Source organism: Aquabacterium sp. TM01 (assembly GCF_057808345.1).
Genome location: NZ_AP046529.1, coordinates 2,221,080 through 2,235,974, shown reverse-complemented (window position 1 = coordinate 2,235,974; position 14,895 = coordinate 2,221,080). Strand labels below are relative to the sequence as shown.

Sequence of the window (14,895 nt, the reverse complement as noted above, 5' to 3'; positions counted from 1 at the left end):
ACGCGCCCGCGTCAGTGAAAGTCCCGGCTTTGGGTGCTCAGGCGCCCCAGCAAAGGCGTCAGGTCGCGAAGGCGGTGCGCCACCAGGTGGCGCACCTCGCCTTCGCGCTGCCACACCCCATAGACCGCCAGCAGGCGTGAGTGCACCAACTCGCGCCGCTGGCGTTCTTTCAGGGCCGGCCACACGATCACGTTGACCGTGCCGGTTTCATCTTCCAGCGTCACGAAGACCACGCCCGAGGCGGTGCCCGGTTGTTGCCGCACGGTGACGATGCCGCAGGCGCGCGCCAGTCTCCCATTCGGAAAATCATGCAGTTCGGCCGCGCTGAGCAGGCGCTGTTCGCTCAACTGTGGACGCAGCAGGGCCAAGGGGTGTCGGCGCAGCGTCAGGCCTTGCGAGGCGTAGTCGAACACGATCTCTTCACCTTCAGGCGCGGCGGGCAGCGCCAGTGGGGCTTCGGCCACCGGGGCTTCGCGTAGCAGCGGCGGCGCGCGGTGCAGGGCGGAGGCCTCCCAGACTTGATGGCGACGGTGGCCCGAGAGGTTCATCAGCGCATCGCCCGCTGCCAGGGCGCGCAAGGTGCGCTGGTCGAGGTCGGCACGGCGGGCCAGGTCGTCTACGTCGGTGAAGGGGGCTTGCGCTCGCGCGGCCACGATGCGCTGGGCCACCTCGGGCGAGAGGCCGACAAGCAGTCGCAAGCCAAGTCGAACAGCGGGGCCTGCGTGTGGTCTGGGCTGTAGACCGATTTGTGGGCCGGTTTTTGGGGCGGCCGATGTCGAGTGCGAACGAGCCCGCGCAGCGGACACGCTGGTAGGCGCCGAATGTGCGGAATGAGCAGAAAGTGCAGGTAAGGGAGGCTCCAAGCTGCAATCCCAGGCAGAGCACATCACATCGGGTGGACGCACTTCCACCCCATGCCGGCGCGCATCCTGCACCAACTGACTGGGTGAGTAAAACCCCAGCGGCTGGGCGTTGAGCAATCCAGCCAAAAAAGCCGCGGGCTCATGGCATTTGATCCAGGCGCTGGCATAGACCAACTGCGCAAAACTGGCCGCGTGCGACTCGGGGAAGCCGTAGGAGCCAAAGCCTTCAATCTGCTGGCAGATCTGCTCGGCGAACTCCGCCGGATACTGGTTGGCGCGCATGCCGGCCTTGATGCGTTCCTTGAATTTGTGCACATCGCCCTTGCGCCGCCAGGCGGCCATCGAGCGCCGCAGGTCATCCGCTTCACCCGCGGTGAACCCCGCCGCGATCATCGCGATCTGCATGACCTGCTCCTGAAAAATCGGCACACCCAGGGTGCGCTTCAAGGCTGCTTGCAGGCCGCGCGGGTAGTCAATGGGCTCCAGCCCCTGGCGGCGCCGCAGATAGGGGTGGACCATGCCACCCTGAATCGGGCCGGGCCGCACCAGCGCCACCTCCACCACCAGGTCGTAAAACTCGCGGGGCTTCAGGCGCGGCAGCATGCTCATCTGCGCCCGGCTTTCAATTTGGAAGACGCCGATGGTGTCGGCACGGCACATCATTTCGTAGCAAGCCGGGTCTTCACGCGGGATGTCTTGCATGCCAAAGGGCTGATTGCGCCATTGGCCGATGAAATCCATGGCCTTGCGCAGGGCGGTGAGCATGCCCAGTGCCAGCACGTCCACCTTGAGCAGTCCCAGTGCATCGAGGTCATCCTTGTCCCACTGGATGACGCTGCGGTCGGGCATGTTGGCGTTTTCGATGGGCACCATGCGGCACAAGGCCCCGCGCGAGAGAACGAACCCCCCGGTGTGCTGGCTCAGGTGACGCGGAAAACCCACCAGCGTGCGCGTGAGCTCCAGCCACTGCTGCACACGCCGTGTGCTGGGGTCGAGCCCTACCTCCTGTAGCCGCTCAGCCAACGCAGCCTGGCTGTCCCACCATTGCAAGTTGCCGCTGGCGCGCTCGATCTCGTCCAGACCAAAGCCCAGGGCCTTGCCCACATCGCGCAGGGCGCTGCGGGTGCGGTAGGTGATGACGGTGGCCGTGAGCGCGGCCCGGTCGCGTCCGTAGCTGGTGTACAGATACTGGATGACCTCTTCGCGGCGCTCGTGCTCGAAGTCCACATCGATGTCGGGCGGTTCGTTGCGCTCGCGCGAGATGAAGCGCTCAAACAGCAAGGTGCTGTGCTCGGGGTCGACTTCGGTGATGCCCAGCGCGTAGCAAACCACCGAGTTGGCCGCGCTGCCTCGCCCCTGACAGAGGATGTGGCGCGACCGCGCAAAGCACACGATGTCGTAGACGGTGAGGAAGTACTTTTCGTAGTCCAACTCGGTGATCAGCGCCAGTTCTGCCTCCATCTGGGCTTGAACGCGCGCGGGCACGCCCTGGGGATAGCGCCGAGCCAAACCCTCTGCACTGACGCGGCACAGGAAGCTGTGGGCGGTTTCACCAGTGGGGACGATTTCATCTGGGTATTCGTAGCGCAACTCGTCCAGGCTGAAGGCGCAACGCGCGGCCACCTCTTGCGTGGCGCGCAATAGATCGGCCGGATAGCGCTGGGTCAGCCGCAGGCGGCTACGCAGATGGTGCTCGGCATGACGCGCCAGTTGCAAACCGCATTCGGTCAGCGGTTTCCCCAGCCGGGTGGCAGTGAGCACATCCTGCAAAGGCTTGCGTGAGCGCAGGTGCATGTGCACATCGCCCGTGGCCACCAAGGGCACCTGTTCGGTGTCTCCGACATGGCGCAGGGTGTGCAACCACACGGCGTCGTCCAGATGGTGGTGCAGGGCCACCCCCAGCCAGCATCGGTCGGCAAAGTGGCGGCGTAGCCAGCGTGCTTGCTCGGACACGCGCTCTGCCGCTGTGTGCCGCTGTGGGATCAACAACACCAGACAGTCTCCCCAGGCAGTTGGGCGGATGTCTTCGCGTGTCAGCGTGGCGAGCCCCTTGCCTGGGTTGGTGCGGCGCAGGCGCGTGATGAACTCACACAGCAATCCGTAGCCGATGCGGTGACAAGCCAGCACCACCAGCTTGAAAGGCGTGGCGTCGGCCACCTCGAATTCGCTGCCCAACAGCAACTGGAAAGTATCGGCGCCGGGCACACCCGCCTCCCGGGCTTTGCGCAAGGCCAGATGGGCGCGCACCACGCCGGCCAGACTGGCCTCATCCGTCAAGGCCAGGCCGCGGTAGCCCAGGGCCAGTGCACGCTCGATCAATTCCTCGGGGTGCGAGCCCCCGCGCAGAAACGAGTAGTTCGAGACGGCGTGCAGCTCGGTGTAGTCCGGCAGGTTGGCCGCGCGGTTCATGGCAGGCTCCACGGGGTCTCAGGCAAACAGGCCATGCAGAAACCAGGCTTGCGTGGCCGTGTCGCCAGCGTGTCGGGCTCGGAACACCCATAGCAAACCGGCGCCAGGGCTGCTGGCCAGGTAATAGTCGCGCGCGCAGGCGCTGTCTGGCTCGGTCGCATCCCACCAACCGGCCTCAATGCGATGTGGGCCCGCCAGCCATTGCAAGCGCCCTTGGTAGTGGGGGTGTTCATGCTGCCCCTGGGCATCGGCCACCAGGGTCAAGGGCACAGGCTGAGGCAGCACCCAACTGGGCTGAGGCCAGGGGGGGAGGGCTTGCGTGGCACCGGATGACGCGCTGGGGAGCGTAGCCAGGGCCGCTTGCCAGCGCTGGGCATGCTCCAGGCGGTGATCGGCGTGAACCTGGCCAGCCAGCACACGCTCGGTCCCCAGCCGGGCACTGAGCCGGTCCAGCAGTGTCCACAAAGCTTCTTTCTGAGCACGTTGAGCCTCCGTCGTGATCAGGCCTTCCGGATGAGCCGTGAGCTGATCCCCCCCTTGCTCGGGAAACAGACTGTGACTGTTCTGCACCAGCGGTGCAATGTGCTCTGCCTTCAGGCTGATGTCTTCCACGGGTGCGGCCAGGGTCAGGCGCTGCAGATGCTCGTGCAGCAATTGACTGAGCCGCTCGGGGTCTCGGGTCGGGTTGGAGAGCCTCACGGTGTGCTGCCCAGTATGGGCTTCTTGCCTGCGCAGACCATGGTGCCAGCGCAGGGTGAAGGATTCGACCCCGGCGTGCTGCCCAGCCAGCCAGGCGCACAGCGCCTGCAGCAGCTCGCGAGCGGCATGCAGCAAGGCTGGCGCCGTTTCCACGCGTCCCGGCAACTCCAGCCTCTCATCGAACTCTGCCGGCAGCGTCAGCCACGACAGAGGCAGGGGGCTGCGTCCATACGCCTGGTCGAGGGCTCGCAGCATGGCCGCATCGAACCGTCTGCTCAAGCCAGCCCGAGGCAGCGCACTCACATCACCCAGCGTGCGACACCCCAGTCGCGCCAAGGTGCCGGCATGCGGGCGCAGCGCGCTCAGGGTCGTGAAGGGCAGGGCATCCAGCACCTGAGCCGTCGTGCGGGTGTCCGTCTCATCCGTCTGTATGCCACCCCAGGCCACGTGGTGACGAGCCAGACACAGCGCTGCCAAGGCATTCGACCCAAAAGCCCAGGCAGCTACACCTTGCGCTTGGGCACCTCTCACCAGGCGGTCACGCAAAGCCTCGCGTCCGCCGAACAAGCGTTCTGAAGCGCGGCATTCCAGCACCACCGCTTCCTCCAGCGGGGCCACGCGGGGCGTGAATTGCAAGGCCCACCAACCCAGAGGCCGCACGTTCAGCGGCTGCCAGGTGGGTGAGCCTGCATCGTCCGCCTCATGCTTCGAGGCGGGCAGCAAGGCCATCCAGTTCTGCATGAGGTACCGTCAGTGAGGTGGGAGGGCGCAAGGCGTGGCGTGGCGTGGCGCGGTGGCAGGCAAGGGGGAAGCCTTGGGGGGGCGTGCAGGCGATGCCGGACTGCGCCACAACTCGGCGACCCCCTGCGACCAGTGCGGCAGCACAATGGGTTCGGCCAATAAAGGCCCACGGCGCTTGATCACATGAACTTCAAGCGGATGAGGGCAGGGGCCCAGCGTCAAGTGCAGGCGCAAAGGCGCGGCCGACGACTCCTGGGCAACGCGCGCCGGCCGAAAAGCAAAGAACAAGCCCGGGTGACGCCCGGCACAAGCCTGCAGGCGTCGGATCTGCTCCGGCCGGGCTTGGGGCAACCAACTGAGCACGGCGGTCACGCAATGCGCCTTCAGCGCCTGCTCTGTGGCCCACAAGCGTTCTGCAGCCCCTTGCCCCTCAATGCGGATCAATCGGTCGGGACGTATCCCTTCTCGTGCCAGTGCCGGCAGGTAAGGCAACTGTGGTGCCCCCACCAGCAGCACCGACCCACCCTGGGCCACCAAGCGGGCCAAGGCTGGGGCCAGCAAACGCCACTCCCCCAAACCAGCCTGGGCCTGCAGGATCTCCGTCAGGCTCTGACAAGGCCAGCCGCCATCGGGCAACACGGCATCCAAAGCAGCATGCCCACTGGCCACAACGTGCGACTGATGGCGCCCGATGGCCTCTCCCTGCCACACCAGGGCAGCCAGATGCGGCGGCAGCATCGCAGGCGTGATCGCGCTGCGGTCGGCGTGGACAAGGGATTGGAGGGCGGACATAGTGAGGAACTGTTTATTTGTACAGTATCTTACTGCGCACCGAAGCCAACGTCCAGAGACGTTCCGTCGAAATGAAAAACTCAGAACGCCGGCTTGCCCGACTCCAACGCAGCCGACTTCAGCATGTCCAGCGTGACAACCTCCAGGGCCTTCTCATGCGTGGCCTCCAGCGACACGGGCGGTGCCACACCCGCCTCCCAGGCTTCACGCCAACGGAGCGCGCACAGACACCAGCGGTCGCCGGGTTTCAGGCCGGGAAAGCGCCACTCCGGATGCGGTGTGACCAGGTCATTGCCCCGGCTGCGCGAGAAATCCAGGAACGCCTGGGTCATGCGTGCGCACACCACATGCTGGCCTGCGTCATCCCCGCGCGTGCGGCAGCATCCATCCCGAAAGAACCCGGTCACCGGGTCATAAGAGCAGGCCCTCAAGGGGCCTCCCAGCACATTGCGTCCGGTGGTCAACTCCACGCTCATCGGGTTCTCCTGCGCGCCAGATCAGACCTGGCCAGGCTTTTTCAGCAAGGTCATGGCCGTACCAATCAGGGCCGACACCTCGCTCATGTTGCCCGGCACGATCATCGTGTTGTTCTTCTGAGCCAGTTGGCCATAGGCCTCCACAGCCTTCTCGGCCACCTTCAGGTTCACGGCGTCCTGGCCGCCGGGTTGGCGGATGGCCGCGGCAATCTTGGCAATCGCATCGGCGGTGGCATCGGCCACGGCGGTGATGGCGGCGGCTTCACCCTGCGCCTTGTTGATCTCGGCCTGCTTTTCACCCTCGGAGCGGGCAATGAAAGCCTCGCGTTCACCCGTGGCAATGTTGATCTGCTCCTGGCGACGGCCTTCCGAGGCCGCAATCAGCGCGCGCTTTTCACGCTCAGCCGTGATCTGGGCCTGCATGGCACGCAAGATTTCCACCGGCGGCGTCAGGTCCTTGATCTCGTAACGCAGCACCTTCACGCCCCAGTTTAGCGCGGCTTCGTCCAGCGCATTCACCACGGCCGCGTTGATCAGATCGCGTTCTTCAAACGTCTTGTCCAACTCCATCTTGCCCACCACCGAACGCAGCGTGGTCTGGGCCAGTTGCGTGATGGCGACGATGTAGTTCGACGAGCCATAGCTGGCGCGCATCGCATCGGTCACCTGAAAGTACAGGATGCCGTCCACCTGCAGCTGCGTGTTGTCCTTGGTGATACAGACCTGGCTGGGCACATCCAGCGGCACTTCCTTGAGCGAATGCTTGTAGGCCACACGGTCAATGAAGGGCAGGACCACATTGAGGCCGGCCGTCAGCGTGCCGTGGTACTTGCCCAGGCGCTCCAGCACCCAGGCACTCTGCTGCGGCACAACCTTGACGGACTGCACCACAAAAACCACGGCGATGATGAGAAAGAGGATGGCGATTTCCATGGGGTCAGACCTTTTCAAGAAGAAGGAGATTGCCCTGCAAGGCGCAGATGCGATACGCGCCCGGTTCGGGCAAAGAGGTGCCCTCAGGCTGTTTCAACCGTGCGCGCCAGGGGGCACCACGGTAAGACACATGGGTCGTGCCATCACTGTCCCAGGCGCTGACCTGCACCACCTGGCCCAGATCGAGTTCCAGGTCTGGCGCTGATTGGCCGCTCAACGGGTGGTTGCCCAGACGCTGCTGGCGCCGACGCTTCCAGGCATACCAGCCGCCAGCCGTCAAAGCGGCCACGACGGCCGCGGCGCTCAGCTGAAGCTCGGTCTGGAAACCCGCGTGCGCCGCCAAAGCGCCTGCCACGGCCCCCAGCGCAATCATCAGCAGGTAAAACGTGCCCGTGGCCAGTTCGGCCACCACCAGCAGCCCTGCCATCAACCACCACTGCGTACTGTCGTCCACAAAGCGCTCCATTTCATTTTCGTTCTGAGCCAAGTCGCCCTGACAAGGTAGACCAAATTCATCATATCGCGCGCGTAAGGTAGGCAGATGACATACAAGACGCCTACACTTCGCATTTTTCCGTACTTCTTGTTGGTGGGTTGCCCATGCTCCGATTTCACTTCCCCATCGTCATCATTGACGAGGACTTCCGCTCCGAAAACACCTCGGGTCTGGGCATCCGCGCGTTGGCTGACGCCATCACGAAAGAGGGGTTCGAAGTCTTGGGGGTGACCGGCTACGGTGACCTGTCCCAGTTCGCCCAACAGCAAAGCCGCGCCAGCGCTTTCATCCTGTCGATTGACGATGAAGAGTTCACCCCTGGCCCCGAGCTTGATCCGGCCGTGCTGAATCTGCGCAAGTTCATTGAAGAGATCCGCTTCAAGAACAACGACATCCCCATCTACCTGTACGGCGAGACGCGTACCTCCGAGCACCTCCCCAACGACATCCTGCGTGAGCTGCACGGCTTCATCCACATGTTCGAGGACACGCCCGAGTTCGTGGCGCGTCACATCATTCGTGAAGCCAAGAGCTACCTCGATGGCCTGGCGCCCCCGTTCTTCAAGGCCTTGATGGACTACGCCCAGGACGGCTCCTACTCCTGGCACTGCCCCGGTCACTCCGGCGGTGTCGCCTTCCTGAAGAGCCCCGTGGGCCAGATGTTCCACCAGTTCTACGGCGAGAACATGCTGCGCGCCGACGTCTGCAACGCCGTGGAAGAACTCGGTCAGTTGCTCGACCACACCGGCCCGGTGTACGAGTCCGAGAAGAACGCCGCGCGCATCTTCAACGCCGACCACTGCTTCTTTGTCACGAACGGCACCTCCACCTCCAACAAGATGGTGTGGCACCACACCGTGGCCCCCGACGACATCGTCATCGTGGACCGCAACTGCCACAAGTCCATCCTGCACAGCATCATCATGACCGGGGCCATCCCCGTTTTCATGACGCCCACGCGCAACCACTTCGGCATCATCGGCCCGATCCCCAAGAGCGAATTTGAGCCTGCGGCCATCCGCAAGAAGATCGCCAACAACCCGCTGCTCAAGGGCGTGGATGCCAAGGCCGCCAAGCCGCGCATCATGACGCTCACGCAGAGCACCTACGATGGCGTGCTCTACAACACCGAGACCATCAAGGGCATGCTCGACGGCTGGGTGGACACCTTGCACTTTGACGAAGCCTGGCTGCCCCACGCCGCCTTCCACAAGTTCTATGGCGCCTACCACGCCATGGGCAAGAACCGCGCGCGCCCCAAAGAGGCCGTGGTCTACGCCACCCAGTCCATCCACAAACTGCTGGCCGGCATCAGCCAGGCCTCGCAGGTGCTCGTGCAGGACTCGCAGCAGGTCAAGCTCGACCGCAACCTCTTCAACGAGGCCTACCTGATGCACACCTCCACCTCGCCGCAGTACGCCATCATCGCCTCGTGCGATGTGGCCGCGGCCATGATGGACCGCCCCGGTGGCACCGCCCTGGTGGAAGAAAGCATCAAGGAAGCACTGGACTTCCGCCGTGCTATGCGCAAGGTGGCCAAGGAATACGGCAAGGACTGGTGGTTCAAGGTCTGGGGACCGGACAAGATCACGGCCGACGACATCGGCAAGCCCTCTGACTGGGTGCTCAAGGCCAACGAGAAGTGGCACGGCTTCGGCAACCTGGCCGAAGGCTTCAACATGCTCGACCCCATCAAGTCGACCATCATCACCCCGGGCCTGGACGTGTCGGGCAAGTTTGCCAAGAGCGGCATCCCGGCTTCCATCGTCACCAAGTACCTGGCCGAGCACGGCGTGGTCGTCGAAAAGACCGGCCTGTACAGCTTCTTCATCATGTTCACCATCGGCATCACCAAGGGCCGCTGGAACACCATGTTGACCGCGCTGCAGCAGTTCAAGGACGACTACGACAAGAACCAGCCGCTGTGGCGCGTCGTGCCGGACTTCTGCAAGAAGTACCCGCGCTACGAGCGCATGGGCCTGCGCGACCTTTGCCAGAGCGTGCACGAAGCCTACGCCAGCGGCGACATCGCCCGCCTGACCACCGACGTGTACCTGTCGGGCCTGGAGCCGGCCATGAAGCCGTCGGACGCCTACGCCTGCATCGCCCGTCGCCAGACCGAGCGCGTGGACATCGACCAGCTGGAAGGCCGCATCACCACCGCGCTGCTGACCCCGTATCCTCCGGGCATCCCGCTGCTGATCCCAGGCGAGCGCTTCAACAAGAAGATCGTCGACTTCCTGAAGTTCACCCGCGATTTCAACGACGCCTTCCCCGGCTTCGCCACTGATGTGCACGGCCTCGTCGCCGAGGACCTGCCGGGTGGCGGCAAGCGCTACTACGTGGACTGCGTCAAGAACGACGCCTGATCACTTGCGCAGGTTCAGACCACCCGCCTGACGGCCGGTGGTCGATCCGAGCTGTACGTGCAGCACGTGGCGGCAGTACTGCTCACGCAAGGCAGTGATCTGCTCGGCCAGTGCCTCCGCCTCGGGGATGTCCGCCCGGTAGCGGTTCATCATCATGTCGCTCAGGTCCAGCAACTTGGCATTGCCGGTCTTGGTCCCCGTTGCCAGCAGAGACCGGATGGCCTCTTCCGCTGACACCGATTTGGCATGGGTCAGTGCTTTTTCGGCGGTGTCGGTGATGGTTTGATAGGACTGGACGATCAGCTTGGCATGCTCTTCGGCAGCCTGCGCCGTGATGGCCAGCATGTCGCTGGATGCCTTGGACGTGCAGAATCGCAGGGCGATGAGGCGAATCCATTCGTCAGCCTCCGGCAAGACCATGCCCATTTGATGCAGCCGGGCGAGCAGGCTCAAGACATTGCTGGCCGCCTCAAAATCGAAATCGGGCCAGGTGAACTCACGGGACATGCTGCCCAGGATCCGCGTCACCTCGTCCGGCCGCTGGTTCAGGGCCATGTCCATGGCCTCCACCAACAGCTTCATGCGTTGCAGGCGAGGTTCATAGGGCCGCTTCGACACCGCATGACTGAGGTCATTCAGGCAGCGCATCAAGCCCCTTGAGTCGCGCTCGCCCAGTCTGAGCATGGCCAGCAGCACCAGACTCTGGTGGTCGTACATCCGGGAGGTCAGCCCCAGGCTGGTGGCTTTCTCCAGCACCCGGTTGGCCTCCTCGGTGTGCCCGAGATAGAAAGCCAGCATGCCCGCTTTCTGCAGGCGACTGATCGAGGCCGGCGTCAAAGCCGCCGCCTGCTTGTACGTGGCCAAGGCGCTCTCAAAGTCCCCGGACTGCAGTTGCGCGCGCCCCATCACATCCCAGGCATCGGCAAAACCCGGGTTCTCCGACAACAGGCTCTCCAGCGTGTTGCGAGCGGGTTTGGGTTGTCCACCGTCCAGTTGCGCCCGCGCGATGCCCAACTTGGCCCAGGGCAGGGCCTTCGTCTCGCTGAGCGCCTCGAACAGCTTGCGGGCATCGTCATGTCGCTCCAGCCGCAGCAGCAACTCGCCTCCGAGGCGTGCGGCATAGACCCAGTACTCGCCGCGCTCGTGAAACCGCTGCAGGCAGCGCTCCATGGCCAGTTCGTACTGTTCCTGCTCAATTGCCTCAAAGATGGGGCCGAGCACCACCTTGCGATGGCGGGCCAGATGCAGCCGTTCAGCCAGCGCGTTGGCGGTGTGGGGTTTGATCAGGTAGGAGTCCAGTGCAGATTCAGCCGCTTCCGCCACCTTCACATAGGACGCCTCGGCCGTGACCATCACGAACACGGTCGACAAGGGCAGCAACTGGGCTCGACGCATGTCATCGAGCAGGTCCGCCCCGGTCATGTCGCTGCCATCAAAGTGGTAGTCGCAGATGACCACATCGAACGTGCGCGTCTCCAGAGCACGGCGGGCATCCGAGATCTTGGCCGCTTGCACGATGTTCTGCAGGCCCAGATCGCTCAGCATGGAGCGCAGGAGGCTGCGCGATGCTTGGTTGGTGTCGATAACCAGTGCCTGGCAGTGACGCAGATCACTGTCGGGCAGGGTCGGGCGCGTCTGCCCCATCGAGAGACTGATCGGATGTTTGCTCATGGCAAGCGGAACTCAGAACAGGTCCGATGTCTGCAAGCTGACGTCGATGTGAACAGGATGTGGTGCACAGCCTCACATTGTCATTTCCGAAAAGACCAAATAAAAGCGCCCCGTAGGGCGCTTGATGGTTTTCGTGTGATGTAAGTCGCTTACTTAAAGATGTTCTTCACACGATCCGTCCAGCTTTTGGACGTGGGTGAGTGCTTTTCCCCCCCCTTGCGGAAGGACTCGTCCAGCTCCTTGAGCAGCTTGCGCTGGTGCTCGGTGAGCTTGACGGGCGTCTCGACCACGATGTGGCAGTACAGATCACCCGGGTAACTGGAGCGAATCCCCTTGATGCCCTTACCACGCAAGCGGAAGGTCTTGCCGTGTTGGGTACCTTCGGGAATGTCGATCTCCGCCTTGCCACCCAGGGTCGGTACTTCAATGCTGCCACCCAGCGCCGCCGAGGTCAGCGGCACGGGCACATTGCAGTGCAGGTCGTCCCCATCGCGCTCGAAAATCTCGTGCTGCTTGATGCGGATCTCGATGTACAGATCGCCTGCAGGGCCGCCATTGGTGCCAGGCTCACCGTTGCCGGCCGAGCGGATGCGCATGCCCTCGTTGATGCCGGCCGGGATCTTGACTTCCAGCGTCTTGGTCTTCTTGACCTTGCCTTGCCCGTGGCACGAGGTGCAGGGCTCGGGAATGATCTTGCCGGTGCCCTGGCAGTGCGGACAGCTTTGCTGCACGCTGAAGAAACCCTGGCGCATGTGGACGGTGCCCGAGCCATTGCAGGTCGGGCAGGTCTTGGCGCTGGTACCGGGCTTGGCACCACTGCCGTGACAAACCTCGCACTCGTCCCACGAGGGGATGCGGATCTGCGTGTCCTTGCCGGCGGCGGCTTCCTCCAGCGTGATCTCCATCGCGTAGGACAAGTCGCTGCCACGGTAGACCTGAGGACCACCACCACGGCGGCCACCGCCGCCCTGGCCAAAGATATCGCCAAAGATGTCGCCGAAGGCGTCGGCAAAACCGCCACCGCCCCCGAAACCACCGCCCGCACCGCCACCCATGTTCGGGTCCACGCCCGCGTGACCATACTGGTCGTACGCGGCGCGCTTTTTGGGGTCGGAGAGCATCTCGTAGGCCTCTTTGACCTCCTTGAACTTCTCTTCGGCTTCCTTGGCCTTGTCGCCCTGATTGCGGTCAGGGTGGAACTTCATGGCCAGCTTGCGGTAGGCCTTCTTGATGTCATCGTCGGATGCGCCTTTGGCGACACCGAGGATTTCGTAAAAATCGCGTTTTGCCATGATCTCGTGAGGCTGAGCGAAGGGGTTCGCTGATCGGAGCTGGATTCGACAAAGGCACAGGGCGTGAGCGAAGTGCTCACACGGCCTGTGCCCTGTCGGCGTGAGTCAGACTCCGATCAGTCCTTCTTGACTTCCTTGAACTCGGCGTCGACCACGTTGTCGTCAGCGGGCTTGGCCTGTTCGCCAGCAGCAGCGGCACCTTCGGCGCCCGCAGCGCCCTGGGCTGCCTGCATGTCAGCGTACATCTTCTCGCCCAGCTTCTGCGAAGCGGTCATCAGGGTGTTGGTCTTGGCCTCGATGTCGTCCTTGTCGTCGCCCTTGAGGGCCTCTTCAACGTCCTTGATCGCAGCTTCGATCTTTTCCTTCTCTTCCGCTTCCAGCTTGTCGCCATACTCGGTCAGGGACTTGCGCACGCTGTGGACCATGCCGTCACCCTGGTTCTTGGCTTGCACCAGTTCCAGCTTCTTCTTGTCCTCGGCGGCGTTCAGCTCGGCGTCCTTCACCATCTTCTGGATTTCGTCTTCCGACAGACCCGAGTTGGCCTTGATAGTGATCTTGTTTTCCTTGCCGGTACCCTTGTCTTTGGCGCTCACGTGCAGGATGCCGTTGGCGTCGATGTCAAAGCCCACTTCGATCTGGGGCACGCCACGCGGTGCGGGCGGGATGCCTTCGAGGTTGAACTCACCCAGCATCTTGTTGCCGGCGGCGATTTCACGCTCGCCCTGGAACACTTTGATGGTCACGGCCGGCTGGTTGTCGTCGGCGGTCGAAAAGGTCTGAGCGAATTTCGTCGGGATCGTGGTGTTCTTGGAGATCATCTTGGTCATGACACCGCCCATGGTCTCGATACCCAGGGACAGCGGGGTCACGTCCAGCAGCAGCACGTCGGTGCGGTCACCGGCCAGCACCTGACCTTGCACGGCAGCGCCCACGGCCACGGCTTCGTCAGGGTTCACGTCCTTGCGGGGTTCCTTGCCGAAGAATTCCTTGACCTTCTCCTGCACCTTGGGCATGCGGGTCATGCCGCCGACCAAGATCACGTCGTCGATGTCACCCACGGCCACGCCAGCGTCCTTGATGGCGGTGCGGCAAGGGGCAATCGTGCGCTCGATCAGCTCGTCCACCAGCGACTCCAGCTTGGCGCGGGTCAGCTTGACGTTCAGGTGCTTCGGGCCGGTCGCGTCAGCGGTGATGTAGGGCAGGTTGACGTCGGTTTGAGCGGAGTTCGACAGCTCAATCTTGGCCTTTTCAGCGGCTTCCTTCAGGCGCTGCAGGGCCAGCACGTCCTTGGTCAGGTCCACGCCGGAGTCCTTCTTGAACTCGCCAATGATGTAGTCGATGATGCGCTGGTCGAAGTCTTCGCCGCCCAGGAAAGTGTCGCCGTTGGTCGACAGCACTTCGAACTGCTTTTCGCCGTCCACGTCTGCGATTTCGATGATGGACACGTCGAACGTGCCGCCACCCAGGTCATACACCGCAATCTTGCGGTCACCCTTGCCGGTCTTGTCCAGGCCGAAGGCCAGCGCAGCAGCGGTGGGCTCGTTGATGATGCGCTTGACGTCCAGACCGGCGATGCGGCCCGCGTCCTTGGTGGCTTGGCGTTGTGCGTCGTTGAAGTAAGCGGGCACGGTGATGACGGCCTCGGTGACTTCTTCACCCAGGTAGTCTTCGGCGGTCTTCTTCATCTTGCGCAGGATTTCAGCGGACACCTGCTGGGGAGCCAGCTTCTTGCCGCGGATTTCCACCCAGGCGTCGCCGTTGTCGGCGGCCGCGATGGTGTAGGGCATCAGGTCGATGTCCTTCTGCACTTCTTTTTCAGTGAACTTGCGACCGATCAGGCGCTTGACGGCGTACACCGTGTTGCGGGGGTTGGTCACGGCCTGGCGCTTGGCCGAGGCACCCACCAGGATCTCGCCGTCTTCCTGGTACGCGATGATCGACGGGGTGGTGCGGGCGCCTTCACTGTTCTCGATCACCTTGGTGGTGTTGCCTTCCATGATGGAAACGCACGAGTTGGTGGTGCCCAGGTCGATGCCGATGATCTTGCCCATGATTGATAGCTCCAAGAGAATTTGTGGAGGAAGCGATCTGCTTCCGATTGCTTGTGTATCTGTGCTCGACCGTCTGGTTTTCAAGGGCCGAAATCAAAAAATC

10 protein-coding genes are annotated in these 14,895 nt (G+C 63.4%); 1 reads left to right on the top strand and 9 read right to left on the bottom strand.

Annotated features, from left to right (window positions below; translation table 11 throughout):
* Nucleotides 1–11: 11 nt before the first annotated feature.
* The 6 genes from AC3WW4_RS10220 to AC3WW4_RS10195 form a co-directional block, all read right to left on the bottom strand.
* Nucleotides 12–3,272 carry an error-prone DNA polymerase gene (locus AC3WW4_RS10220; protein WP_488828331.1) on the bottom strand — a complete coding sequence of 1,087 codons (3,261 nt, stop codon included), beginning with the start codon at nt 3,270–3,272 and terminating at the stop codon, nt 12–14.
* An 18-nt stretch (nt 3,273–3,290) separates the two neighbouring features.
* Complete coding sequence (locus AC3WW4_RS10215) at nt 3,291–4,712, bottom strand: Y-family DNA polymerase (RefSeq protein WP_488828329.1); 1,422 nt, start codon at nt 4,710–4,712, stop codon at nt 3,291–3,293.
* 9 nt (nt 4,713–4,721) lie between these two features.
* Entirely contained in the window at nt 4,722–5,504 is a 783-nt protein-coding gene (gene imuA / locus AC3WW4_RS10210) for a translesion DNA synthesis-associated protein ImuA (RefSeq protein ID WP_488828327.1), read from the bottom strand.
* An 80-nt stretch (nt 5,505–5,584) separates the two neighbouring features.
* Complete coding sequence (locus AC3WW4_RS10205) at nt 5,585–5,980, bottom strand: DUF2237 family protein (protein WP_488828326.1); 396 nt, start codon at nt 5,978–5,980, stop codon at nt 5,585–5,587.
* A gap of 21 nt (nt 5,981–6,001) precedes the next feature.
* Entirely contained in the window at nt 6,002–6,913 is a 912-nt protein-coding gene (locus AC3WW4_RS10200) for an SPFH domain-containing protein (RefSeq protein ID WP_488828325.1), read from the bottom strand.
* A 4-nt stretch (nt 6,914–6,917) separates the two neighbouring features.
* Entirely contained in the window at nt 6,918–7,400 is a 483-nt protein-coding gene (locus tag AC3WW4_RS10195) for an NfeD family protein (RefSeq protein ID WP_488828324.1), read from the bottom strand.
* A 113-nt stretch (nt 7,401–7,513) separates the two neighbouring features.
* Between AC3WW4_RS10195 and AC3WW4_RS10190 the strand changes: the two genes are divergently transcribed.
* Nucleotides 7,514–9,778 carry an Orn/Lys/Arg family decarboxylase gene (locus tag AC3WW4_RS10190; RefSeq protein ID WP_488828323.1) on the top strand — a complete coding sequence of 755 codons (2,265 nt, stop codon included), beginning with the start codon at nt 7,514–7,516 and terminating at the stop codon, nt 9,776–9,778.
* On the opposite strand, the gene AC3WW4_RS10185 is transcribed toward AC3WW4_RS10190, so the two are convergent.
* The 3 genes from AC3WW4_RS10185 to dnaK form a co-directional block, all read right to left on the bottom strand.
* Nucleotides 9,779–11,449: a response regulator gene (locus AC3WW4_RS10185; protein ID WP_488828322.1), complete on the bottom strand. Its 1,671-nt coding sequence runs from the start codon at nt 11,447–11,449 to the stop codon at nt 9,779–9,781. It abuts the gene before it with no gap.
* 149 nt (nt 11,450–11,598) lie between these two features.
* Nucleotides 11,599–12,741 (bottom strand): molecular chaperone DnaJ, encoded by a 1,143-nt coding sequence (dnaJ, locus tag AC3WW4_RS10180; RefSeq protein ID WP_488828321.1) that lies wholly within the window; start codon nt 12,739–12,741, stop codon nt 11,599–11,601.
* Nucleotides 12,742–12,857: 116 nt separating this feature from the next.
* The gene (gene dnaK / locus AC3WW4_RS10175) at nt 12,858–14,792 is read right to left on the bottom strand and encodes a molecular chaperone DnaK (RefSeq protein WP_488828319.1); all 1,935 of its coding nucleotides are present in this window, start codon (nt 14,790–14,792) and stop codon (nt 12,858–12,860) included.
* Nucleotides 14,793–14,895: the final 103 nt, after the last annotated feature.